This is a genomic window from Streptomyces sp. NRRL S-244 (genome assembly GCF_000717915.1).
Taxonomy (GTDB): Bacteria; Actinomycetota; Actinomycetes; order Streptomycetales; family Streptomycetaceae; genus Streptomyces.
The window spans coordinates 57,449-83,092 of record NZ_JOCX01000003.1 but is presented as its reverse complement, the minus strand read 5'-3'; the positions used below and the strand labels follow the sequence as shown (position 1 = coordinate 83,092).

Sequence of the window (25,644 nt, the reverse complement as noted above, 5' to 3'; positions counted from 1 at the left end):
CGGCCGCGCCACGCTGTCGCGCAATGTCACACGTCACTGCGTCACTGTGCGGCCATGCGGCCGCGAAGGGGACCCATGAACCCTGCCTACGCGACCGTCGACCATGTCTTCACCGTCCCCCTGGACCACGCGGCCCCGCACGGCCCGACCATCCAGATCTTCGCCCGGGAGGTCACCGATGCGCCCCGAGCAGGTCGGCAACTTCCCTGGCTGCTCTATCTGCAGGGCGGACCAGGCGGCAAGTCACCCAGGCCGTCTGCCGGTTCACCCGGCTGGCTGCCCCAGGCCCTCAAGACCCATCGCGTCCTCCTCCTCGATCAGCGCGGCACGGGCCGCTCCACCCCCGTCACCGCCCGGGCGGCCTCCCGCTTCGCCTCACCGGCCCGGCTGGCCGACCATCTCGGCCACTTCCGTGCCGACTCGATCGTCGCGGACGCCGAGCTGATCCGCCGGCAGCTGTGCGGCAACGAGCCCTGGGAGACCCTCGGCCAGAGTTACGGCGGCTTCATCACCCTCACCTATCTCAGCCAGGCCCCCGAAGGCCTGCGGGCGTGCTACGTGACCGGCGGCCTGCCCGGTCTCTCGGCTACCGCCGACGAGGTCTACGCCCGCACCTACCCCCGGGTGCGGGACCGCGTCCTCGACTTCTACGCCCGCTACCCCGATGACACCGACAGGCTGCGCGAGATCGCCCGCCTCCTGGCCGCCACCGATGTGCGCCTGCCCGACGGAGACCGGCTCACCCCCCACCGCCTGCGCACGCTCGGGCTCGGCCTCGGCATGGGCGACGGCTTCGAGCGGATCCACTGGCTTCTCGACGAATCCCTCGACGAGGAAGGCAAGTTGACCGATACCTTCCTGCACCAGGTGATGACGCTGACCGGTTTCACCGACAACCCCCTCTTCGCCGTCATGCAGGAGACCCTGTACGGGCAGGGCGCCGGGCCGAGTGGCTGGGCGGCGTCCAGAACCATGGCGACGTTCCCCGAGTTCGCCGAGGACGCCGACCCCCTCCTGCTCACCGGAGAAATGATCTACCCCTGGATGTTCCGCGAGATCAAGGGCCTGCGCCCCTTCGCCGACGCCGCCGAGCTGCTCGCCGAACGCCCCCACTGGCCGCGGCTGTACGACCCTCGTCGCCTCGCCGCCAACCGGGTCCCGCTCGCCGCACTCGTCTACCACGACGACATGTACGTGGACTCCGGGCTCTCCTTGCGCACCGCGCGCGAGGTCGGCGCCACCCGGGTGTGGATCACCAACGAATGGGAGCACGACGGCGTCACCGCCTCCGGCGGCCGCGCGCTGTCCCGCCTGATGGACCTGGCAGCGGGCCGCGCGTAGACCCCGCCCGCCTTCCCCGGCCCCCGTCCCCCTCAACCCGCCTCCGACAGGAGAGACATGACAACCCCGCCCCGCCGCCTGCTGCCTCTGGCCGTGTCCGTCGCACTCCTCTGCTGCCTGTCCGCCCCCACCGCGGCCGCTGCCCCCGGCTCGCCGCCCCCCGCCGCCAGCTGCGCGCTCCCCGGCCGGACCGGCTGGACGGACGAGGGCCACGACACCGACCGGACCCAGTTCCAGCCCGCCACGGGAGTGCGCCGCGTCCTGACGCTGTACGTGGACTTCCCCGACGCCCCGGCCACCGAATCCACCGAACCGTACGCCGCTCACCTCGCACCGGCCGCCGACTGGACGGGCCGCGCGAGCTACGGCCGTCTACGACTGGACAACACCCCGCTGCACCGCTGGATCCGGATGCCCGCCGACTCCACCTCCTACGGTTTCGCGCGCGGTCTGACCTTCGAGGCCCACGAGAAGTACCTCCGCGACGCGATCACGGCCGCCGACCCTTACGCGGACTTCTCCCGCTACGACATGGTCTACGTCGTCCCCGCCAGGACGGCGACCGCCATCCCCTTCTCACCGACCTACCTGTACGACCCGGCGACGCCCGGCATCACCGCCGACGGCACCCGCCTCAAATGGGCCGTCACCTTCGGGCAGGACATGTGGCGTTGGGGCCACAAGGTCGCGGCCCACGAGACCGCCCATACCTTCGGGCTGCCCGACCTGTACTCGTTCGCCGGCGCCACCCACCAGTACGCGGGCGGTTGGGACGTCATGGGCGACATCGCCGGCCACGCCCCGCAGTACCTCGGGTGGCACTCTTGGAAGCTCGGCTGGACTCGCGACGACCAGGTCGCCTGCCTCGCCGCGTCCGGTCGCCGAACGGTACGACTGACCCCGGTGGAACGGTCCGGCGGAACCAAGATCGCCGTGCTGCGGACCGGTGAGACGACGGCATACGTGGCGGAATCCCGCCGCGCCCAGGGCAACGACGCGGCCGCCTGTTCCACCGGCGTCCTCATCTACAAGGTCGACTCCGCAGCCCGGACCGGCGAAGGCCCGGTGCGGATCATGAACGCGAACCCGACCACGACCCCGCCCACCGGGTGTGCGGCGCTGGACCTGGCCGCGTACGCACCCGGCCAGAGCTTCACAGACCCCGCGACCGGCGTGCGTATCGACGTCCTCGGGGGCGGACGGACGGGAGACACGGTGCGGCTGAGCAAGGAGTGACTCCGCTCCGGGCCGGCCACCGTCCACCTGATTCCCCGGGGATGGGGTCCACCTGCCGGGCAGTGGTGCCCACGTGTTTGTCGGCGCACGCCGTGGCTCGAGGGCTGAGCCACGCCCCCCGCTTCCGGTGGCCACCTGGTGAGGCCTGGGGCGCTGGGGTCCGAGAACTGGTTCGGTGCTGGTTCAGATTCCCCTTGCGCCGGAAAACCGCAGGTGACAGCTCTGATCGGATGGGTTGTCGTACCACTCGATGGTGGTCCCGATGAGACTGGCGGCAACGATGCGCCGGATTCCGGACTTTCACGGCAAACCCTGGGTGGGTGCCGCGTGGCAGCCGTCGTACGCACACTGGATGAGGCTCGGACCTCGCCGCCGTGGCACAAGGCATCTCGACCGCCAGACGGCAGTGGACCGTGGGTAGGGCGTCATGTGGCTCACGGTGGGCCCGGCCGCCGCGCTGAACGCGTCGCCCCGTCGCTGCCGGCCGCCCACGCCTCCACGCTGTGCCGCGAGGCGGCGGCGCGCTACCACGCGGATCCCCGCTTTCACCGGCGCCCTGAATCCGTCCCGGCCCGTACCGCCGTCGAGGTGCCGCAGCGACGGCAGTCGCGCGGGCACAGCAACGCCATGCTCAGCCGGGCAGCGGCACGGCCAGCGTCGAACGCCGCACCACCAGCTCCGGCTCGAACACGACTTGTCGGTGCCGGTGGGCCGCGCCGCCCGGGCCGGTCTCCTCGGCGAGCATCTCGGCCGCCGTCCGCCCCATCGCCTCCGCGGGCTGGCGCACCGAGGTCAGCGGCACCGCGGCCGCCGCGGCGAACTCGATGTCGTCGTAGCCGACGATCGCGAGGTCCTCGGGTACCCGCAGGCCCGCGGCGAACGCGGCCTGCAGCATCCCGAGGGCCAGCAGATCGTTCGCGCAGAACACCGCGGTCGGTCTCGGCAGCATCCCCAGCAGGCGGGCGCCGGCGTCGCGGCCCGCCGCCACGTCCAGCCCGTCCACCTCCAGGTCCAGCAGGACGGCGTCGCGGCCGGCCAGCGCCTGCAGCGCGCCGCTGCGACGGTCGGCGACCTGCTGCAGCCGGTGGCGGCCGCCCGCGAACGCGATCCGTCGGTGGCCGCTCGCCAGCAGGTGCCCGGCCGCCAGGGCGCCGCCCCCGACGTCGTCCACCGACACCGAGCAGGCCTCCAGCCCCGGGGCGAGCCGGTCCACCAGCACGAAGGGCACGCCGCCGCGACGGAGCGCCGCCGCTCCCGATCCCTCCGCGTCGGCCGGGGTCAGCAGCACCCCGCGCACCCGCTGCTCCGCGAAGAGGGCGAGGTAGTCCGCCTCGTCGGCGAGCCGCTGAGCGCTGTTGCAGACCATCACGCCCAGGCCCGCCGCGCGCGCCGCCTGTTCGGCCCCGCGCGCCACGGAGACGAAGAACGGGTTGCCCAGGTCGAGGACCAGCAGACCGATGATCCGGCTGCTGCCGGAGCGCAGCTGCCGCGCCGACTCGCTGCGTACGTAGCCGAGCCGGTCGATCGCGGCCCGGACCCTGGCCCTGGTCACCTCGCCGACCGTCTCCGGCCGGTTGATCACGTTGGAGACCGTGCCGACCGACACACCGGCCGCCCGTGCCACGTCCTTGATGCTCGCCGCGCCGCCCATGTCCCACCATTGAAAAGTTTCACCGGCTCCGACGGCCGACCCGGAGATCAGGCTACGACATCACACCAACGACCCCCGTCGGTGCCTTGACGCTTCCCGCGGTCCTGCCTAACGTCGGGATGAAACGATTCAGATCGTGGGAGGTGCTCCGGTGGCCGACCGATCCGCCGTGAAGGACGCCCTTCGGGCCCAGTGCATCGAGACGCCCTCGTGGGGCTACGGGAACTCGGGAACCCGCTTCAAAGTCTTCGCCCAACCCGGCGTGCCGCGCGACCCGTTCGAGAAGCTCGCCGACGCGGCCCAGGTGCACGCCGCCACCGGCGTCGCCCCGAAGGTCTCGCTGCACATTCCCTGGGACCGGGTCGAGGACTATGGCGCGCTGTCCGCCCACGCCCGCGAGCTCGGGCTGGAGATCGGCGCGATCAACGCGAACGTCTTCCAGGACGAGGACTACAAGCTCGGCTCCGTCACCCATCCGGACCCGCGGGTGCGCCGCAAGGCTCTCGACCACCTGCTGGAATGCGTCGACATCATGGACGCCACCGGCTCGCGCGACCTCAAGCTATGGTTCTCCGACGGCACCAACTACCCCGGCCAGGACGATATTTCGGCCCGCCAAGAACGCCTCTCCGACGCCCTGTCAGAGGTGTACGGGCGGCTCGGCGACGACCAGCGGATCCTGCTGGAGTACAAGCTGTTCGAGCCCGCGTTCTACACCACGGACGTCCCGGACTGGGGCACCGCGTACGCGCACTGCCTGCGGCTCGGGCCCAGGGCCGCGGTCGTCGTCGACACCGGCCACCACGCCCCCGGCACCAACATCGAGTTCATCGTCGCGTTCCTGCTGCGCGAGGGGAAGCTCGGCGGCTTCGATTTCAACTCCCGCTTCTACGCGGACGACGACCTGATGGTCGGCGCCGCCGATCCGTTCCAGCTGTTCCGGATCCTGCACGAGGTCACCGGCAACGGCGGCTTCGCCCCCGAGGCCGGCGTCGCGTTCATGCTCGACCAGTGTCACAACATCGAGGCGAAGATCCCTGCGATCATCCGCTCGGTGATGAACGTCCAGGAGGCCACGGCCAAGGCCCTGTTGGTCGACCGCTCGGCCCTGACGGCCGCTCAGAACGCGGGCGATGTACTCGGCGCCAACGAGGTGCTGATGGACGCCTACGCCACCGACGTCCGTCCGCTGCTGGCCGAGGTACGCGCCGAGGCCGGGCGAGACCCGAACCCGGTCGCGGCCTACCGGGCCGGCGGCTGGGCCGAGAAGATCGTCGCCGAGCGGGTCGGCGGCGCCCAGGCCGGATGGGGGGCTTGACCCGTCCGGCACGCGAGCCGGCCCGCACCACCTCGTACCCACGGGCCGGCCCGCACCCTCCTCGCGCACCCCTACGAGAGCGCCACCGCCACCAGACAAGGAAGCCGCTCCCGCCATGGCCCAGCACCCCGTCGTCGCCGCCCTCCTCGCCCGCTCCCACCGGCTCGGATCGGATCCGCGCAACACCAACTACGCCGGCGGCAACACCTCTGCCAAGGGCGCAGCCACCGACCCCGTCACCGGGCAGCCCGTCGACCTGATGTGGGTGAAGGGCTCCGGCGGCGACCTCGGCACCCTCGCCGAGGCGGGCCTGGCCGTGCTGCGACTGGACCGCCTGCGCGCCCTCGCCGACACCTACCCGGGCGTGGAACAGGAAGACGAGATGGTCGCCGCGTTCGCGTACTGCCTGCACGGCAATGGCGGCGCGGCTCCGTCCATCGACACCGCCATGCACGGTCTGGTCGACGCCGCGCACGTCGACCACCTGCACCCCGACTCCGGCATCGCGCTCGCCACCGCCGCCGACGGCGAAAGGCTCACCGCCGCCTGCTTCGGCGACGCCGTGCCGTGGCTTCCCTGGCGCCGTCCCGGCTTCCAACTCGGCCTGGACATCGCCGAGATCAATCGGACCCACCCGCAGGCCGTCGGCTGCGTCCTCGGCGGTCACGGCATCACCGCCTGGGGCGCCACCAGCGAGGAGTGCGAGGCCAACGCCCTGCACATCATCCGCACCGCCGAGGCCTTCCTGGCCCGGCACGGCAAGGCCGAGCCGTTCGGCCCGCAGCTTGACGGCTACCAAGCCCTGCCAGAGGCCGAACGCCGCCGGCGCGCCGCCTCGCTCGCCCCCGTCATCCGCGGTCTGGCCTCCACCGACCTCCCGCAGGTCGGCCACTTCACCGACGCCGCACCCGTGTTGGACTTCCTCGCCCGCGCCGAGCATCCCCGGCTGGCCGCCCTCGGCACCTCCTGCCCCGACCACTTCCTGCGCACCAAGGTCGCCCCGCTGGTCCTCGACCTGCCCGCCACCGCGCCCCTGGACGAGACGATCGCCCGTCTGCGGGAGCTGCACACCGACTACCGGGCCGGCTACCGGGCCTACTACGAGCGGTACGCCACCGCGGACTCGCCCCCCATGCGCGGCGCCGACCCGGCGATCGTCCTGGTCCCGGGCGTCGGCATGTTCTCCTTTGGCAGGGACAAGCAGACCGCCCGCGTGGCCGGCGAGTTCTACCTCAATGCGATCAACGTGATGCGCGGCGCGGAGGCGGTCTCCAGCTACGCCCCGATCGAGGAGCGCGAGAAGTTCGCCATCGAGTACTGGGCACTGGAGGAGGCGAAGCTGCGGCGGATGCCCGCGCCCAAACCGCTGGACACCCGCGTCGCCCTGGTCACCGGCGCCGGCTCCGGCATCGGCAAGGCCATCGCGCACCGCCTGGCCGCCGAGGGCGCCTGCGTCGTCGTCGCCGACGTCAACGCCGCCACCGCCCGGGCCGTCGCCGGCGAACTCGGCGGCCCGGACCGGGCCGTGGCCGTCACCGTCGACGTCACCTCCGAGGAGCAGATCGCCGAGGCGTTCCGCACCGCGGTCCTCGCCTTCGGCGGTGTCGACCTGGTGGTCAACAACGCGGGCATCTCCATCTCCAAGCCGCTGCTGGAGACCACCGCCGATGACTGGGACCGGCAGCACGCCATCATGGCCCGCGGCTCCTTCCTCGTCTCCCGGGAGGCCGCCCGCACCATGATCCGGCAGGGCCTGGGCGGCGACCTCGTCTACATCGCCTCGAAGAACGCGGTCTTCGCCGGCCCCAACAACATCGCGTACTCCGCCACCAAGGCCGACCAGGCCCACCAAGTTCGGCTACTCGCCGCCGAGTTGGGTGAACACGGAATCCGCGTCAACGGCGTCAACCCGGACGGCGTGGTCCGCGGCTCGGGCATCTTCGCCGGCGGCTGGGGCGCCCAGCGCGCCGCCACCTACGGCATCGCGGAGGAGCAGCTCGGCGCGTTCTACGCCCAGCGCACCCTCCTCAAGCGCGAGGTGCTGCCCGAGCACGTCGCCGCCGCCGTCTTCGCCCTCACCGGCGGCGACCTCACCCACACCACCGGCCTCCACATCCCCGTCGACGCCGGCGTCGCCGCGGCCTTCCTGCGCTGAGGCGGCCGTGACGCCCCGCACCCCACACACCCCGGCCGCCTTCGCCGCGGCGGACCTCGGCGCCACCAGCGGACGGGTGCTCGTCGGCCGGGTCGGCCCTGACCGCCTCGACCTCACCGAGACCCACCGCTTCGACAACACTCCCGTCCGACTCCCGGACGGATTGCACTGGAACGCCCTCGGCCTGTACCAAGGCGTCCTGGACGGCTTCCGGGAGGCCGCCGCGCGCTGGGACCTCGCCTCCGTCGGCATCGACAGCTGGGCCGTCGACTACGGGCTCCTCGACGCCGACGGCGCGCTCCTGGGCAATCCGTTCCACTACCGCGATCCGCGCGGCGCCGCCGCCGTCCAGGCGGTCTGGTGCCGCCTCCCGGCCCGTGAGCTGTACCGGATCACCGGCCTTCAGCACCTGCCGTTCAACACGATCTTCCAGCTCGCCGCCGAGAAGCACCTCGACCGCGCCCGCACCCTGCTCCTGCTGCCCGACCTGATCACCCACTGGCTCACCGGCACCGTCGGCGCAGAGGTCACCAATGCCTCCACCACGGGCCTGTACGACGCCCGCACCGGCTCCTGGTCCGCCCCGGTCCTCTCCGCGCTCAACCTGGACCCGGCCCTCCTGCCCGCACTGCGCCGCCCCGGCGACCACGCCGGCACCGTCCTTCCGCACGTCGCCGCCGCCACCGGCCTGCGCCCCGACACGCCCGTAGTCGCGGTTGCCTCCCACGACACCGCCTCCGCGGTCGCCGCCGTCCCCGCCGGCACCGAGGACTTCGCCTACATCTCCTGCGGCACCTGGTCGCTCGCCGGCCTCGAACTCGACGCGCCCGTCCTCACCGACGCCTCGCGCGCCGCCAACTTCACCAACGAACTCGGTATCGACGGCACCGTCCGCTACCTGCGCAACGTCATGGGCCTCTGGCTACTCAGCGAGAGCCAGCGCACCTGGCGCGCCCGTGGCGAGGGGCACCACCTGCCAGAGCTGCTCGAACGCGCCGCCGCCGCCCGCCCGTTCGCGGCGCTCGTCGACCCCGGCGCCCCCGAGTTCCTCGCCCCCGGCGACCTGCCGGCCCGCCTCGCCGAGCACTGCGCCCGCACCGGCCAGCACCTGCCCGAGGACCAGGGCGCCGTCGTCCGCTGCATCCTGGAGAGCCTGGCCCTGGCGCACCGTCACACCCTGTTTCAGGCCGCTCATTTGACCGGCCGAGCGATCCGCGCCGTGCATCTCGTCGGCGGCGGCAGCCGCAACGCCCTGCTGTGCCGGCTCACCGCCGACGCCACCGGCCTGCCCGTCATCGCCGGCCCCGCCGAGGCCACCGCCATCGGCAACATCCTCGTCCAGGCCCGTACTCAAGGCCTGGTCGAGGACCACGGCGCCATGCGTCGCCTGGTCGCCCGCACCCAGCGCCTGCGGCGCTACGAGCCCGCCGGAGACATCCGCGCGTGGGACCTCGCCGCCGCCCGTGTGGGGCTCGCCTGACCTTGGCTGCACGGCATGAACGCGGTGTCACCGCCCGTCATCCGGACAGTGACGATCGGTCAAATGTCGCTCAAGTTCGCATGGTTGTGGATCGTAATTCTGGAAATACTCCATTTACCGAAGGGCAACGTGCTGGCCGTCAGGTGGCCGGGTGCGCATATTTCCGATGCGATCGCGCGACCAGCGGCTGCCCTTCGTGTCATCCCGACCTCGCTGTCATTGCTGTGACCTGCCCGCATGCCGTCACCAGGACGCCGAACGGCGAGGCCCCGCGTCGACCGAAAGCCGCGCCGCAAAACAATTGCGGGCGGCCCGAACAGGTTTAGAAAAAGGGCCTGTTCGGCTCTCGAAGCCATTTCTCAGAGTTCGGAGGGTTTCCATGCGCACGCGTCGCCGCAGATCCCTGCGTCTCCTGGTGTGTCTGGCACTGTCACTGTCCGCAGTGCCGCTGGCCGTCCTCGCCGCGCCTCGGGCCGGCGCTGCCGACGGGCCGACGGTGTGGATCCTGGACGCCACCGACCGGCCCTTCACCTCGACCACCCCGCCGGGCTGGGCGCCGACCGGGATCGAGCTGTACGCGGCCCGCAACGCCTACGAGGGGGCGCAGATCCTGGTGCGGTCCGGTTCGGCGCAGACCGGGGTGTCCGTCACCGCCGGGGCGCTGACCGGCCCCGGCGGCGCGTTCATTCCCGCTGCGAACATCACCACGCGCTACGAGTACAACCACCCGAACATCCAGAAGGTCGGCAACGTCCAGAACCCGCCCGACGGTGGGATCGCCTACTACGACGCGCTGATGAACAACAGTCCGCAGTCGGTGGCGGCGAACACCACGTACGCCGCCTACTACCAGGTCTACGTGCCGGCCGGTCAGGCGCCCGGCGTCTACACCGGCAGCGCCAGGGTGGACAGCAGCCTGGGCGCCGTCACGGTGCCGGTGTCGGTGACCGTCTACAGCGCCACGATCCCGCCGACCTCGCAGTCCACGTTCAAGATGAACAACTGGTTCTCCTCGGCGGGCTGGGACTACGCGGGCACCGAGGCGTCGATCCCGAACGAGTACGGCGTGCAGATGTATGACGCCAACTGGTGGACCGTCGAGGCGAACATCGCGGCGAACATGGCGCGGCACCGGAACAACGTGATCTACGCCGACGCGGTGGCCCTGCTGATCCCGGACACCACCGTCGACGCCGCGGGCCACTTCACCTTCGGCTGGTCCACCTTCGACCGGTTCGTCAACCTCTTCGTCAGCGCCGGGGCCATGCAGTACCTCTACACCCCGACCCTGCTGGAGCCGCCCGCCTCCGCTCCGTACCTCGACACCCTGGTGCCGGCCAACGGCGTCGGCGGCGCGGTCAAGCACGCGCTCTGCCCGCCCAACTCCGCTGCGGCCAATGGCTGCCCGGACACCAACAACTGGCTGAACCAGTTCTTCCCGGCGCTGAAGGCCCACCTGGACGCCAAGGGCTGGACGAACAACTTCTACATGAGCGCCCTGGACGAGCCCACCACCACGCAACAGGCCACGGCCGCCAACTGGCTCTACACCCTCTACGAGCAGTACTTCCCGAACCCGCGTACCAACGAGGCGCAGCTGACCACCTTCACCGGGGACGCGGCTCATCTGTCGACGCAGACCCCGCTCTCGTCGAACTACGACGCGAACGTCGCGCTCTATCAGAGCTACCGGATCAGCGGGAAGGACCTGTGGCTGTACAGCTGCATCCTCCCGCAGGGCTCGTACATGAACCGCTTCACCAGCAACCACCTCAGCGGGACCAGGCTCCTCCCCTGGCTGACCTGGAAGATCGGCGGCGACGGCTACCTGCACTGGGGCTGGAATTACTGGCACGACGGCTTCAGCGAGCCGTACCCGGCCGCCGACACCTTCAACACCCCGCAGACCGGCGACCACTGGCTCGTCTATCCGAACAAGGCCGCCTACGGCATCTACGACAGCCTCCGCAGCGAAGCTCAGACCGCGGGCCTGCAGGACTTCGAACTGCTGCAGCAGCTGGCCGCGGTCAAGCCGCAGGCGGCGCGCACCCTGGCCGAGACGGTGATCACCAACCCGACGGCGTACGACACCTCCGGGTGGAACGTCGAGGGCCGGCACAAGCAGATCCTCGACGAACTGGCCGCGGCCTCCGGTGACCTGGCGCTGCCGTTCACGGACGACTTCAGCGGCGGCGACCACTTCTGGACCCACACCCGGGGGACCTGGTCGACCAGCGGCGCCCGGTACACGCAGTCCGACGCGTCGGCGAACTGGGGGGACGTCTCCTACCTGCGCGGCCGGGGCTACACCGACGTATCGGTCGGCGTGGACCTGCAGATCACCGGAGTGAGCTCGTCCGGCGGAAACACCAACTGGGCCGGTCTGATGGTGCGTTCGGCCAACGGCACGGACCTGGACTCCGGCTACCTGATCGCCCAACGGGACAACGGCCAGGTGTTCGTCTACCGCAGCGGCACAAGGATCGGCTCGGCGTCCGTGCCCGGCTACGTGTCGGGGCAGCGCACCCGCCTGCGCGTAGTGGCGCGCGGGAACGCACTGACGGTGTACTCCGGGACCGGGCAGGCGCCGGTGCTGACCGTCACCGACGCGGCGTTCACCGCAGGCGACGTGGGTCTGGTCACCGGCGGCGCCAGCGCGAACTTCTGGAACGCCCGGATCATGCCGACCTCTCTCGCCCCGGCCGAGAGTGCCGCCGCCACCGCCTCCAGCTCGTACGAGGCCGACGGCTGGGGTATCCGCTCGGCGGTCGACGGGCAGCGGCCGTCGGCGCCGAACGCCGCGGGGTGGAGCAGTTCCGGCAGTATCGCCACCAACCACACCGAGTGGGTGCGTCTGGACCTGGGATCGACCCGGCCGGTGAGCCGGGTGGACCTCTACCCGCGCAGCGACGGGGCCAACGCCGGTCAGGGCTTCCCGGTCGACTTCACCATCCAGACCTCCACCGACGGCACGAACTGGACCACGGTCAGCACCCGGACCGGGTACGCGAGGCCCGGCGCCACGGCGCAGGCCTTCCCGTTCGCGACGGTCAACGCGCGCTACGTGAAGGTGACGGGGACCAACCTGAGCACAGATCAGTTCGGCAATTTCCACATGCAGTTCGCGGAGATCGAGGCTGTCAGCGGAGATCTGGCACCGGGCCGCACGGCGACCACCTCCAGCTCGGTCGAGTATCCCAACGAGGGCTGGCTGACCGCCAACCTCACCAACGGGACCCATCACACCGACCTGTGGAACTCCTCGGGCTGGAGCAGCGCAGGGGCCGGCTCCCCGAACACCACGCAGTGGGCGCGGGTGGACCTCGGCGGCCCGTCACGGATCAGCCAGGTCACGTTGTACCCCCGCGACGACATCCCGAACACCGGGCGCGGCTTCCCGTCGGCCTTCACCGTCGAGCTCTCGACCGACGGCACGAACTGGACCACCGTGGTGTCGAGGAGCTCGTACCCGCGCCCCGGAGCCGGTGGCCTTTCCTTCGCCTTCGCCGCCACCACCGCCCGGTACGTGAAGGTCACCGGCACCACGCTCACCGCCGACCAGTTCGGCGTGTACTACATGCAGCTGGCGGGGATCGGTGCCTCATGACGAAGCACCGGATCTGCTTCCTGCTCCAGGTGAAGGCCGAACTCGTAGACGAGTACCGCGAGCGCCACGCCCGGGTGTGGCCGGAGATGCTCGATGCCCTCCGGGCCACCGGCTGGACCAACTACTCCCTGTTCCTGCGCCCGGACGGCCTGCTCGTCGGCTACCTGGAGACCGAGGACTTCGATCGCGCCCGCGAGGCGATGTCCGCCACCGAGGTCAATGCCCGCTGGCAGGCCGAGATGTCCCGCTACTTCCAGCACCTGGACGGAACGCCGGCTGACCAGGCGATGGCACCGCTGACGGAGGTGTTCCACCTGGACTGACAGTCCTGAGAGGAGGTATGTGACTCTCTGCCCGGCCCGCCGTTTGTGCGGATGAGGCACAGCGAGCAGTTGGTGGGGCGTGACATCGGGCCGGGTGGTTTTGCTCAAGAGCTCTGCTGTGGTTGGCCGCAGGCCCTGTATGCCGGCCCACCGTCGGACGGCGAGCGGAGTACGTCCTGCCCGCCACCCCGGGTCGGAACCAAGGCACTTCGTGCCCGTCTGAACCCATCGCGGGTGAACGTTCCTCCAAGGTGAGGCCGCACATCCTTGAGACTTCGGACCCGACAGGGGCATATTCTCGGGCACAATGTGGCGCATGCCCGAATACCTCGAACTCGATCTCGGTGGCGCCGCGTTACGTGTCGAACTCTCCGACGCCGGAGAATCGGCACCGGCCCTCGTCCCGGCCGACCCCTCCGAAACGGCAGACCTTCCCGACGGCTTCGGCACGGCCACCCCGGTGGCCCGCGGAGGACGTGCCGCCGCGCTCGCCCAGGACGTCCTGCAGTCCACCCTGCGCCCCCTCGGGCCACTGCTCGAAGAGATCCACGGCGCGGTCACCCGCACCGGGCGCCCGCCGCAGGAGCTGACGGTCGAGTTCGGCGTCGAGATCGGCCAGGACTTCAAGCTCGGGATCGTCGGAGCCAACGGCAAGGCCACCATGACCGTCAGCGCCACCTGGCAGAACCAGGGCACCGGCGACGGTTCCCAGGCGTAGGGATGGGCTGGTTCCGCCGGCCGGCAGCCCCGGTCTTCCACGCCGCGCTGTTGCGCGAGAGTGACGCCAAGGCGGCGGGCGCTGCCGTACTCCTCTCGCCGAACCGCCTTCTGACCTGTGCCCACGTCGTCAACGATGCTCTGGGGCGGGAGCCGCTGAGCACCGAGAGGCCTGCGGCCGAACAGCCCCTGAGCATCGCGTTCCGCAGCTCTGGGGCGGCCACGCGTCAGGGCGCCGCGCGTCTGTCGGTGTGGCTGCCGCCCCGGCCACGGCCGCACAGCATCGCGTGGGACGGCGACCTGGCGGTACTGGACCTGGAGGAGGCAGCTCCCGAGTGGGCCACCCCCGTGGTCTGGCGCGAGATGTCCGAGGGGTTGAAGCTCCGGGCCTGGCACGGCGGCGGTGTCGCCATCACCTATGCCGACACCGTGGCCGGCCATGAGGACGGAGGGTGCTGGTACCTCGACGGAACTCTCACCGGTGCCGCCATCGGGCCCGGGTACAGCGGTGGCCCCCTGTGGGTCAGGTCCGACGTCACCGTCGCTGGGCTCGTCATTGCCCAGGTGCTGTCGGACACGGGCCCGCTGCGGTCGCAGGACACCGTCCGGCGGGGCTGGGCCCTGCCCTGGCAGACGGTCCGGGAGCAGCTGACCGGCGCGGGGGCCGACGACGTCGTCGCCGAGTGCCGGGTCGCCGATCCGAGTGGGCCCACCTGTACCGGGCCCGGCGAGGTACCCGGACAAGCGATCGTGCCGATGCTGCGGGCCCTGCTGGACGACCCGGCACGGCGCGCCGACCATTGCCGGGACCTCGCGGTCGGCGTCGGTTGGGAACCACCGCCCGAGAACGAACTTTCGGCGCCCACCTTGGACGAGCTCGCGGCGCTGTTGCTGACCGAGGCGCGTGCGCTGGCGACGCTGACGGAGTCACTGGCCCCTGCGGTCGGGAACCACGTCGGCGATCGCCGGACGCTCAACGACCTGCTGGCATTCGGCCGCTTGGAGGCCGACGTGCGGCTGCTGTCCGTCACGGAGCACCGGCAGCTGGTCACGGCGCTGCGCACGGTCGTCACGGCGGAACCGGACCTGATCTCCCGCGCCGCACGGGAAGCACTGCGCTTCATGGAGCTTCCGGAAGTGCTGGCACACACTTCCCGACTGACCGATGCGGATGTCGACCACGTTGTGCTGACGTTGGAGGATTACCCCGACGGGCGGGGTGGCGCGGCGGATTCCCTGCCCGTTCCGGCACTGCTCAGACTGGCGGAGTTCGTGGCGGCCGCGGTGGCCGACCCGGGCGGCCGCATGGTCCTGCGCGCGTGGTGCGACCGCGTCGCCGGGCGCCTGGGAATCAGCCGCTCGGCGCTCGGGGAACGGCGGGCGGATGCGGAGGCATGGGCGTCCCACCGCCCGTCACCCGTCACCCGGATCGTCGTCCGCCTGACACGGGCGGGAGCTGACAGCCCGGAAAACTTCCTGTGCGAGATCTGGCTCGGCCGCCGCGACGGGACGCGGACATCGGTGACCGTCCCGCAGGGCTCCCTGCCGCCGGACGAGATCGGACGACTGATCCGTCGGGCGGCGGAGGGAAGCCAGGCGGGCAGTGGCCATCCGCCGACCCAGGTGGACGTGGTCGTTGGAGCCGACGGACTGGAGATCCCTGTCGACAGCTGGCAGACGGGGAGCGAGCTCGGGGACGTTTTCCCGGACCTCGGGGACCTCAGCGTCGCGCTCGGCAGCCGGTACCAGGTGGCACTTCGCTGCCCCGAGCTGAGCGGTCGTGTCCCCACGGCCGCACGTGACATGCGCAGGCGATGGGCGGCCGGCGGCACCGGCACGCTCGTCGTCGACGAGCCGTCCGTCGACATACGGCGCCTGCACGACCTTCTGAAGGCGCCCCACCACGACACCACACGCGTCGTGCTCCATGGCTCGCCGGAACAGCGTTCTCGGCTTCTCCCCATATGCCTGGCCATGGGCGTTCCCGTCGTGCTGTGGGACCGGGCCGCCGAGTCACACGAGGACGCCGCCCGGCTGAACGATTTCGATCCGACCGGATCGCTGCACAAACTCCCGCAACGGCTCCAGGACTTCAGGTCGATCCTGTACGGATCCCAAGCCCCTTCCTCGGCCGCGAGACCGGCGCTCGTGTGGGAAGACGGTGACCTGGCGCTGCCGGGTCCGCTGCAATTGGCGGACCCCTCATGACGATGCGGCCAGTGCGCGGTACGACGGACCCACGGACTCACGGACAAGGAACGGACACCCGATGACGGCCCAGGAACTCCAGGGGCAGCACGACACGACGGATGACGGCCGAGGCGCCGAGTGGCGGTTGTTCAAAGGCGATGGCCGAGCAAGGAGCATCTCCTTCCCCGAGGCCCCGCCGTGGCGACGGTTCGGAGGGGCGGAAGCGGACGACTCCCACCGCAATCGGCCGTACCTGATCGGAGCCCAGGAGGCGGACGTCGTCAATGCCGCACTGCTCCTGCGCCGCCCGCTGCTGGTGACAGGCCACCCGGGAACGGGCAAGTCGTCGCTCGCGTACGCCGTCGCCCATGAGCTGTCCCTGGGGCGTGTCCTGCACTGGCCGGTCAACAGCCGCACCGCCCTCCAGGACGCGCTGTACCGGTACGACGCAATCGGCAGGCTTCGCGAGACGAACATGAGACGCGAACCCCACACGGGGGACGACTCCGCGGTGGAGGAGCCCAGCATCGGCTCGTACGTACGTCTCGGACCGCTCGGCACGGCATTGGTCGCGTCGCAAACCCCCCGCGTGCTCCTCGTGGACGAGCTGGACAAGGGAGACGTCGACCTCCCGAACGATCTGCTCAACGTCTTCGAGGAAGGCGAGTTCGAGATCCCGGAGCTGGCGAGGCTCCCCGAGAAACACTCCTCGGTACGCGTGCTGACCGCCGATCCCGACGCATGGACGGACGTCGTCCGCGGCCACGTACGCTGCTCGGAGTTCCCGGTCGTCGTCATCACCAGCAACGGCGAGCGCGACTTCCCGCCGGCCTTCCTGCGCCGTTGCGTACGCCTGGACCTACCGGAACCGGACGAGGACCGTCTGCGTGCCATCATCTCCGCACACCTGAACCCCGATGGCGACACCGACACGGACGGCCTCGAAGACCTGATGAGGGCCTTCCTCGCCCGCAGAGCACGCGGAGAACTGGCGACAGACCAACTGCTCAACGCCGTGTTCCTGCGACGGGGTGGCGTCCAACTCGACGCGGACGGCCTGCTGGACGCCGTGCTGCACCGGCTCGCCAGAACGCTGTGACCGAATCCATGCTGCACAGGGTTCGCGGTGTCCTGTCCGGCGACGACGAGCTCCTCGATGCCGAGGAGCTCCTTGACGCGCTGTGGCTGGCGGCCCGATTGCCCCCGGCAGCGGCCACAGCGCTGGCGCGGGTGGCGACCGCCGCCGAGTCACGCACCGCAGCGGCCGCTCGCAAGGCTGGTGCCGCCACTGCCGAGCCCGCCTCCGGGCCGTCGAGCGAAGACCACGACGAGGACCGGCGGGAGAAGGCCCACCCGAGTGCGGCGACGGGGGCCGGATCCGATGCCGCACAGAGCAACGGCCTGCACGCCGCTCCCGCCTCCGCGGAGAGGCAGGCCGCGCACACCGACCGGGCCGCCATGGCGGTACGCACTCCCGGGGTGAAGGCGCTGGAGGGCGTGGAGCTCCGACTCGGGCGGGCCCTTCGCCCACTGAAACAGCTACGCACCGACGCGCTGCGCACGGAACTCGACGTCGATGCGACGGTCTCGGCCATTGCCGAGACCGGCTTGCCGGACGCCGTGCTACGCCCCGCGAAAACCAGGTGGCTCGATCTGGCACTCCTCGTCGACGACGGCGTCTCCATGCTCCTGTGGCAGCAGCTCGCGGGGGAGCTCCGAGGGTTGATGGAGCGCTGCGGAGCCTTCCGGCACGTGCGCGTCCACGGCCTCGACAGCCGCGATCCCGCTGGTCCCCGACTGAGCAGCCGTCCGTACGGAGGGCTCGTCACGACGCTGCCACTGTCAACCGTGCACGATCCCTCGGGGAACACCCTGCTCCTCGTCGTGAGCGATGGGGTCGGCCGGGCATGGCGGGACGGTTCCATGCACCAGGCCCTCCTGCGTGCCGCGTCGGCTGGGCCGACGGCGGTGGTGCACGCGCTCCCGCAGCGCCTCTGGGCGGGCTCGGGCATCCATGCGGAGCCGTGGAAGGTGACGACCCGCCGCAGAGGTGAGGCGAACCGGTCCTGGCACATCGAGGACCCCGTGCTGCCGCCCGAACTGGCACCGTACGACGGGGTGCCGGTCCCGGTGCTGGCCACGGACGGGAGCAGCCTGGGCACCTGGGCCCGACTGATCGGCTCCCCCGAGGACACCGCGGTGCTTCCCCTGCTGACCCTTCCCGGCTCCCCAGTCCCGAATACCGGCGACCGGGCCTTCGGCCAGCAAGACACGGCCGGCGACGCGGAGGAGGCCGTGCTGCGGTTCAGGGCCGCAGCGTCCTCGGACGCCTACCGCCTGGCGGCCCATCTGGCCGCCGTGGCCCCACTGCCCGTCCCGGCGATGCGGCTCGTCCAGCACGCGGTCACTCCGGCCGTCGACACGTCCCACCTGGCGGAGGTCTTTCTCGGTGGGTTGATGCACGGCGTCGACGGGTCCGAGAACGCCCCGCACCAGAAGGCCTTCGACTTCACGGACGAGACCCGGAGGGTCCTGTTGGGCACGGTGCCGCCCGCCGAACTGGTTCGCACCGCGCAGGCGGTCACGACGCACCTGGCTGAACTCGCGGGTTCGTCGGCCGGATTTCCGGCCTGGCTGCCCCATCCCGAGGGCCCTGACCAGGTGCGATCCGGCACGCGTGGGCCGTTCGGCTGGGTGGACGACACCCTCAGGCGCAGGCTCGGGGTCTCGCTCCCCGACACCTCAGGGCCGGAGCCGGAGCCGCTGCCGTCCCGCGGCGAGCTCCGAGAGCTTCCGGCGGGCTTCACACTCGACCCCGAGCTGACGGGATGGCGCCGGCTGTCGGTCGCCGACCCTCGGTTCGAACGGGACGACCTGCCGTACGACGTGTTCGCCGAGCACGGCGGAGGCTGGTCGGAGGTCGGGATGTTCCTGGCGCACGACGGAGAGGGCCGCGTCCTCGTCGTCCGCATTCCGGATGCACGGCAGGCCCACGAGCTCGTTGAGACCGAAGTCGCCGCGCTGAAGCGGATGGACGGCGTCCATGCGCCTCGACTGATGGCCTGGGACACGAGTCATGACCGGCCATGGCTCGCGGTCGACTGCGCACTGGACGGCACGACGGAACCGGCGCCGAACCTACGGGCCTTCACGCGGCAGCAGGGGGTCCTGCACCAAGCGGCTCTGGTCGCAGTGGCCCGGCAGCTCGCGAAAGGGCTGTCCAGGGCCCACCAGAGACGGCTCGTCCACGGCTCCCTCACTCCCCACTGCGTGCTGATCGCGGGGCGCGACGTACAGATCGCGAGGTGGACGACGGCATCGCTCGATGGCAGGTCCAGCCGGTACAGGTCACGCTATGAGCCCAACCCCCTGTATCGGGCCCCGGAACTGGAGGACCCCGCAACCGACCCGACCGAGGAGGCCGATGTCTACGCACTCGGCATCGTGCTCTTGGAGGCGGCGACAGGCCGGAAGGGGAGCGTGGACCTCCTCGAGGGTCTGAGGTCATCGAACACGAGGCTCTCGTCCGACCTGGTTGCCATCCTTCGAGCCTGCACGCACACCGATCCTGCCCGCAGACCTTCCGCGGCCAGGTTGGTCCGAGCCTTCGACTCCCTTGCCCACGGTCAGGGTCTGCAGCGTCACCCGCTGACGGTGACTCTCGGGTTGAACGCAGAACTGGATACGGTGGAACTGGCCCTTGAGAGCGAACACCGCGGTGGACAAGGCCCCCACCTCCTGTGCCTGGGGCGTCCGGCTCGTGTACGCAGGGACGTCATCGGCCGCGTCCTGGAGCAGCTGACGCGGCAAGCCCGGACGGGCATGGAGCTCATCCTTGCCGACCACGACGGCCACAGCGGGCTCGCCCGCTTCGAGGGCGCCGTGAGCGGTTCGGCCTACCTCAACCTGCGCGACGACACGACGCACGCTCTCTCACTGGGTGAGAAGCTCAAGTACGAGCTCAGCCGTCGCCGGCACGTGCTGGAGACGATCACGACTCACGACGACATTGGGATGCTCGAGGACGCGGCATCCGAGAACCCCCTCCTGCCGCGGCTACCGCGTCTTGTCGTGGCCGTGGAGAACTTCCCGCGGATTCTCCGGTCGGCGCCGGAATTGCTCAGCGTGATGCAGGATGCCGCCCGTACCGGCCCGCGGCTCGGCATTCACTTGATCTTGTTCGCAGACGACTTGGATCAGCGCCCAGACGCTCACGGTCTCATGGACATGATGCCGACACGGATCGATCTGCAGACCCGCCTTCCGTCGGAGGGCACCGAACCGCCGACGGAAGGCGCGGCGCTTTTCATCCCGTCCGATCCTCGGCCGCTCTTCTTCACCACGGGCAATGAGCAGGACTCCGTACAGTCCTCGTCGCTGCGCTGATTGCCTGCTGGAGCGCGCACCAGACCCAGGTCCCGGCGTTCTCCTGCCGCGGGGGTTCCGCGGCAGGAGAAGCCGAGGGGCGACCGTCAGGTGCGGTACGCGTAGTAGATCGCGTCCGGGTAGGACGCGATGATGCTCGCGAGCGACTTGCGGTAGGTGTTGGTGGAGTGGTAGGTGAGGTACGGCATTCCGGCGTTGCTGCGGTACGTCACCATCATGGAATGGTCCTTGGACCCGTCCCTGTTGAAGTCCACCTGCACGATGTCACCGACGTCCGTCTGGTAGACGTTGGCCAGGTTGGCGGCCCGCTTGTTGGAGAGGGTGAACCACGCCCACTCGTTCGCGCCGACCCAGGAGTCGGTCTGGCGGGTGCTCTCGTAGGACCAGTTGCGGTAGTCCGTCGTGGGGCCCGGAACGGTCTTCCAGCCACCCGCCTTGAGCGCCTGGCTGATGAAGTTGGTGCAGTCGCCTCCCGCGCCGCTGAACTTGCGGTACGCCGGGTTGTAGCTGCTCCAGTACTTCTCCGCGTACTTCGCCATGGCCGCGTAGTCGTACGCGCCGCCGGTCTTCGCCTTGGGCTTCGCCGGGGCGGGGTACTTGGTGGACGCGGGCGTGCCGTCCGGATACTGGTTGCCGTCGTCCTTGGCGACGTTCGTCTTGGCCGCCACGGGCTCGTTGATCGCGACGGGGCCGTTGTCCTGGGACTTGATCGAGGTCAGTTCCCAGGCACCGCCCCGCTTGCTGGTGAAGGTCAGTTCGTAGCGCGTCCGGAAGTCGGTGGTGGCCGGCTCGTCTCCGCGCAGTTTCTTGTAGGTGAGCGTGGTGTCCTCGGCGACCTCGACGGTCGCCTTCCCGCCGGTCACCGTGGCCCGGTCCACGGCGACGTGGGTGGTGGCACCCGTGTAGGCCTCGCCGAGCGCCGCGAGGCGCGTCTTACGGGACTGCAGCGACGAGATCGCGGCGTCCTCGTCCTTCTTCAGCTGTGCCGACATGCGCGTCTTCGCGGAGGACGGGCCGGAGTTGCGGTGCCCCGGCTGGTCCTCGACCAGAGCCTGGGTGCGCTGGGAGAGCACGTCGTCGGCTATGCGGGCGAAGGCGTCGACGGTCGCGCGGTCGGCTGCTTCGGGCCCGGAACCCGCACTCGCGGAGTAGGCGAACAGCGTCGCGGACGACAGGGTCACGGTCAAGGCTGCGCCGACGGCAAGCCTGAACCTCTTTGGTATCACTGCTTTTCCCCTTGTCACCCGGTCCACACGGACCGGGGGACGGAATCTTCGCACAACCAGACGGCTCTTTCGGCGCGTTCCGCTTCGCCGACGGTCACCTGACAGGAGTCGCCTCGAGCGCCGGGCGGCCTGCCTCCGGTTCCCCTTCCGCCACCGGCGCAGTACTGCGCGGCCGGAAGCCGACACCACCTCGCCGGCCTCACAGCAAGTGCCTCTAGGGTATGCAGGAAAGCACAGCAAGGGGGGCATTCCTAGTGGGCAGGAAGGATACGTCCGCAAGAGGGCGATCGTGGGGCAGGCGGGCGGTTCCGGAGGGCAGCGGCGGAGCCCCGTCGGGCCGCCGGAGGAAGGCGGGGACGCGCCGTCGGCCCCGGGCGGCGGCCGGCATGCCGGCCGGCCTCGCGCCGGCCGCCGCTGCGGCGCGCGCGCAACTGCGGCGCCTGCGACCCGCCTTCCCGAGACCGGGCCGCAGCGGCTGGCGCCGGTGGATACCCTCCTGGCGTCAGTGGCTGGGTGCCTGCCTGTACGCGTTCATGGTCCTGGCGGGCGTCATCACGTACGCCTACGCGACGACGGACATACCCGAAGACCTCAACTCGTTCGCCAAGCAGCAGGACAACGTCTACTACTGGGCCGACGGCTCCACGATGGCCCGGACGGGCTGGGTCAGCCGGCAGGAGATGCCGCTGGACAAGGTGCCCCCCAAGGTCCAGGGAGCCGTACTCTCCGCGGAGAACGCGAGCTTCTACTCGGATCCCGGCGTGTCACCGTCCGGCGTCCTGCGCGCCCTGGGAGCCGCGGCGACGGGGGGTGAGACCCAGGGCGGGTCCACCATCACGCAGCAGTACGTGAAGAACGCCTACCTGAACCAGGACCGCACACTTTCCCGGAAGTTCACCGAGCTCTTGCTCGCCGTGAAACTGGACAACCAGAGGGACAAGAAGCAGATCCTCCAAGACTACCTCAACACCAGTTGGTTCGGGCGCGGGACCTACGGGATCCAGCGCGCGTCCCAGGCGTACTTCGGCAAGGACGTCTCGCAGCTCAATGCCAGCGAGGGCGCCTTCCTGGCCTCCCTCCTCAAGGGCGCCGGTCTGTACGACCCGGCCCTCGGCAAGGAGAACCACGACCGGGCCGTCGAACGCTGGGCCTGGATCCTGGACCGCATGGTCGAGACGGGCCGGCTCTCGCGCGCCGAGCGCGCCACCTACACCACGTTCCCCGAGCCCTTGGGGGCCGCGCTCCCCGGCACTCCCGGCGCGCAGACCGGCTATCTGGTCGAGCTGGCCAAGGCCTACGCCATCAAGGCGGGCCACATCACGGACTCCGACTTCGACCTCGGCGGCTACCAGATCTACACGACCTTCGACCGCAACCGCATGACGGCCCTGACCTCCGCCGTCCAGAAGGCGCAGAAGGACTTCGACGCCGAGCGGCGTCCCGACACGGACAAACACGCGAAGATCGGCGCGGCGAGCGTCTCCCCCGATGGGCGGCTGCTCGCCGTGTACGGCGGCCCCGACTACCTGAAGCAGGGCTTCAACGAGTCGAACGCGACGACGATCCCGGTCGGCACGGCGTTCACGCCGATCGTCTACGCCGCCGCGCTCGACGAAGGGGTGCTGCGCTCACGCGGCAAGACCCGTACGCCCGTCTCCCCCTCCACCACGTACAACGGCGACGACCAGGTCACGGTGCAGACGCCCGAGGGGCCGTACTGGGACCGCAGCGGCAAGGTGGTCAAGGGCCGCAACGACGACGGGCGCAACTGGGGCCAGGTGACCTTGCGCCAGGCCGTCGCCAACTCCGTCAACACCCCCATGCTGCAACTCGGCCTCGACGTGGGGCTCGACGGGGTGCAGTCGTTCGCCCAGCGAGCGGGCCTGCTCGGATCGAGCCTCGGGCCACGGGTCCCCACGTTCGCGCTCGGGGAGAACTCGATGCCCAGTGCGATCCGCATGGCCGGCGCCTACGAGACCTTCGCCGCCGACGGAATGCACACCGACCCCTACTCGGTGCGCTCGGCCACCCGCAACGGCGCTGCGGTGCCGCTCGATACGCCGCAGCCGACCCGGGCCGTGACGGCCAAAACCGCCCAGGCGGTGACGGACGCCTTGCGGGACGCGGTCACCGAGGGTTCGGCCAAGACGGCGGCCAAGGCGCATCCCGGGGCGGCGGGCAAGACCGGAACGACGGCCGCGAAAACGGCGGGCTGGTTCGTTGCGAGCACCGAGCAGGAGTCCACGGCCGTGGTGGTCTACCGGATGTCGCTGACCGACCTGGTTCCGCTGCCGCTGACGGGACTGGGCGGCGACGCCCCGGGCACACCCGGCAGCGAGCGGGCGGTGCGTCTGTGGACGGACTACATCAAAGCGGTGAAGTAGGCCGGATCAAGGCGGTGAGGCAGGCCGGGCAGCGCACGCTGCCCGGCCCCCCTCCGGCGCCCGCCGGCCCGTCTACTTGATGAGCGAAGCCCAGTCCGGTGCCTGCGCGGGGTCCAGCGTGCGCAGTTGGGCCAGGACCTTCGGGTCCTGGGCGTCGAGCCAGTCCGACAGCTCCCGGAAGGACACGCAGCGGACGTCCTGGCGCGGGCAGACGTCCTTCATCACGTCCTCGACGGCCTTCATGTAGATGCCGCCGTTCCAGTCCTCAAAGTGGTTGCCGATGAACATGGGCGCGCGGCTGCCGTTGTAGACACGGTTGAAGCCGTTCAGGTACGAGGCCCGGGTCTGCGCCTGCCACGCCGCGAACTTCGCCGGGTCGCCCTGCGTGCTGTCGCCCGACTGGTTGAAGAGGAAGTTGAAGTCCATGGAGAGGACCTGCACCTCCTTGCCCTGGAGCGGTACGAGCTGCAGGGGGAAGTTCCAGATGCCGTCCTGCTTGGACGGCCACAGCTGGAAGTCTCCCGCGGAACTCGCGTCGTAGCGCCAGCCGTACGGCTTGATCGCCGTCAGGAGGTTCTTCTGGCCCTCCAGGCAGGGCGCCCGGCCCCCGACCACTTCCCGGTCCGGGTCGAAGGGCAGCGGCGCCTCCTTGGTGAAACCGGTGTTGGTCTTCCAGTTCTTGACGAAGGAATACGTCTGGTCGATCTCGCTCTTCCACTCGGCGGGGCTCCAGTCCCCGCCGCCCTTGGGCCCGCAGAAGTGCCCGTTGAAGTGCGAACCGATCTCGTTGCCGTCGCCCCAGGCGCCGCGCAACTGCTCCAGCGTGCCCTTCACGTGCGGGACGGTCGGGTAGGAGATGGCGGCCGAACCCTGGCTGTGCTGCGGCGGCCGGTAGAGCATCTTCTTGCTTTCCGGCAGCAGGTAGATGCCCGTGAGGAAGAAGGTCATGTGAGCCTTGTTCTCGCGGGCGACCTGGCGGAAGTGGGAGAAGAGGTGGTCGTCGCCCTCGAGCGCGCCGTCCCAGGAGAACACCACGAACTGCGGCGGCTTCTCCCCGGGCTTCAGCCGCTCGGGCTTGAGCTGTCCCGGCTGTGGCCCGGTGTAGGAGGTGGAGCCGTCTCCCAACACCTTGACCTTGCCGTCCCAGGCCTCCTCGGCCTTCTTCGCGGCGGCGGCCCCGTCGGCCGCACCGCCCGGAGCCCCGAGCTTCGCATCGGGTGGGGCGGTCTCCGAGGGATCACTCCGGGTGAAGGCGAACGCGGCGACGGTGGCCCCGGCCATGGCGATCACGGCGACGCCCACGCCCAGGCGTCTGCGGTTCTGTGCCTTCCTCCGTACTTTGCGGGTACTCCGGGACTCCGTCCGGGCTGCCGGAGCGGTGTCGGTATCGGCCATCGCAGTCGTCCCCCTGAGATCCCCGCAGCCGGGCCGCGTGTGGATGGTTCGTACGAATATAGAACTTGTCGCCACTCATCCCACACTCCAGCCTCCTCAACCCGTCGCTTCACAGCCAACTCACAGCCCACACCGGGTACCCGCCTCGGCCCGCTGCCTCCGCCTCGGCTGTGCGGCGAGCAGCCGGACCGTCAACGCCCTGTTCGGTCCGATCGTGCAGCCGTATCCGGGCCGG

16 protein-coding genes are annotated in these 25,644 nt (G+C 70.5%); 13 read left to right on the top strand and 3 right to left on the bottom strand.

Features of this window, described 5'->3' with window-relative positions:
• Positions 1–75: 75 nt before the first annotated feature.
• Positions 76–1,341, top strand: coding sequence for an alpha/beta fold hydrolase (locus IF02_RS0104405; protein WP_030153897.1), 1,266 nt, complete (start codon positions 76–78; stop codon positions 1,339–1,341).
• A 57-nt stretch (positions 1,342–1,398) separates the two neighbouring features.
• Positions 1,399–2,577 (top strand): M6 family metalloprotease domain-containing protein, encoded by a 1,179-nt coding sequence (locus IF02_RS0104400; protein ID WP_030153896.1) that lies wholly within the window; start codon positions 1,399–1,401, stop codon positions 2,575–2,577.
• 631 nt (positions 2,578–3,208) lie between these two features.
• Here IF02_RS0104400 and IF02_RS0104395 read toward each other — a convergent pair.
• Positions 3,209–4,228 (bottom strand): LacI family DNA-binding transcriptional regulator, encoded by a 1,020-nt coding sequence (locus IF02_RS0104395; protein WP_030153895.1) that lies wholly within the window; start codon positions 4,226–4,228, stop codon positions 3,209–3,211.
• A gap of 151 nt (positions 4,229–4,379) precedes the next feature.
• On the opposite strand from IF02_RS0104395, the gene rhaI reads away from it, so the two are divergent.
• The 10 genes from rhaI (at position 4,380) to IF02_RS0104350 (ending at position 20,404) form a co-directional block, all read left to right on the top strand.
• Entirely contained in the window at positions 4,380–5,546 is a 1,167-nt protein-coding gene (gene rhaI / locus IF02_RS0104390; protein ID WP_030153894.1) for an L-rhamnose isomerase, read from the top strand.
• Between the two features lie 115 nt (positions 5,547–5,661).
• Positions 5,662–7,701 (top strand): bifunctional rhamnulose-1-phosphate aldolase/short-chain dehydrogenase, encoded by a 2,040-nt coding sequence (locus tag IF02_RS0104385; RefSeq protein WP_030153893.1) that lies wholly within the window; start codon positions 5,662–5,664, stop codon positions 7,699–7,701.
• A 7-nt stretch (positions 7,702–7,708) separates the two neighbouring features.
• Positions 7,709–9,181 (top strand): rhamnulokinase, encoded by a 1,473-nt coding sequence (locus tag IF02_RS0104380; RefSeq protein WP_030153892.1) that lies wholly within the window; start codon positions 7,709–7,711, stop codon positions 9,179–9,181.
• Between the two features lie 63 nt (positions 9,182–9,244).
• On the top strand, positions 9,245–9,409 hold the full coding sequence (locus IF02_RS34705; protein ID WP_158708451.1) for a hypothetical protein: 165 nt from the start codon (positions 9,245–9,247) through the stop codon (positions 9,407–9,409).
• A gap of 151 nt (positions 9,410–9,560) precedes the next feature.
• Positions 9,561–12,788 carry a discoidin domain-containing protein gene (locus IF02_RS0104375; RefSeq protein ID WP_158708450.1) on the top strand — a complete coding sequence of 1,076 codons (3,228 nt, stop codon included), beginning with the start codon at positions 9,561–9,563 and terminating at the stop codon, positions 12,786–12,788.
• Positions 12,785–13,111 (top strand): L-rhamnose mutarotase, encoded by a 327-nt coding sequence (locus IF02_RS0104370; RefSeq protein WP_030153890.1) that lies wholly within the window; start codon positions 12,785–12,787, stop codon positions 13,109–13,111. Before IF02_RS0104375 ends, IF02_RS0104370 begins: the two co-directional genes overlap by 4 nt.
• A gap of 316 nt (positions 13,112–13,427) precedes the next feature.
• Complete coding sequence (locus IF02_RS0104365) at positions 13,428–13,829, top strand: CU044_2847 family protein (RefSeq protein WP_030153889.1); 402 nt, start codon at positions 13,428–13,430, stop codon at positions 13,827–13,829.
• 2 nt (positions 13,830–13,831) lie between these two features.
• A complete protein-coding gene (locus tag IF02_RS0104360; protein ID WP_030153888.1) occupies positions 13,832–16,036 on the top strand; it encodes a trypsin-like peptidase domain-containing protein in 2,205 nt (734 codons plus the stop codon).
• A gap of 61 nt (positions 16,037–16,097) precedes the next feature.
• Entirely contained in the window at positions 16,098–17,117 is a 1,020-nt protein-coding gene (locus IF02_RS0104355) for an AAA family ATPase (protein WP_030153887.1), read from the top strand.
• Positions 17,114–20,404 carry an SAV_2336 N-terminal domain-related protein gene (locus IF02_RS0104350; RefSeq protein WP_158708449.1) on the top strand — a complete coding sequence of 1,097 codons (3,291 nt, stop codon included), beginning with the start codon at positions 17,114–17,116 and terminating at the stop codon, positions 20,402–20,404. Before IF02_RS0104355 ends, IF02_RS0104350 begins: the two co-directional genes overlap by 4 nt.
• Before the next feature lie 86 nt (positions 20,405–20,490).
• Here IF02_RS0104350 and IF02_RS0104345 read toward each other — a convergent pair whose 3' ends face one another.
• Positions 20,491–21,630, bottom strand: coding sequence for an amidase domain-containing protein (locus IF02_RS0104345; protein WP_030153885.1), 1,140 nt, complete (start codon positions 21,628–21,630; stop codon positions 20,491–20,493).
• Positions 21,631–22,016: 386 nt separating this feature from the next.
• Between IF02_RS0104345 and IF02_RS0104340 the strand changes: the two genes are divergently transcribed.
• Positions 22,017–24,014 (top strand): transglycosylase domain-containing protein, encoded by a 1,998-nt coding sequence (locus tag IF02_RS0104340; RefSeq protein WP_078621863.1) that lies wholly within the window; start codon positions 22,017–22,019, stop codon positions 24,012–24,014.
• A 72-nt stretch (positions 24,015–24,086) separates the two neighbouring features.
• Here the strand turns inward: IF02_RS0104340 and IF02_RS0104335 are convergent, their stop codons facing one another.
• Entirely contained in the window at positions 24,087–25,295 is a 1,209-nt protein-coding gene (locus IF02_RS0104335) for a hypothetical protein (protein ID WP_030153883.1), read from the bottom strand.
• Positions 25,296–25,644: the final 349 nt, after the last annotated feature.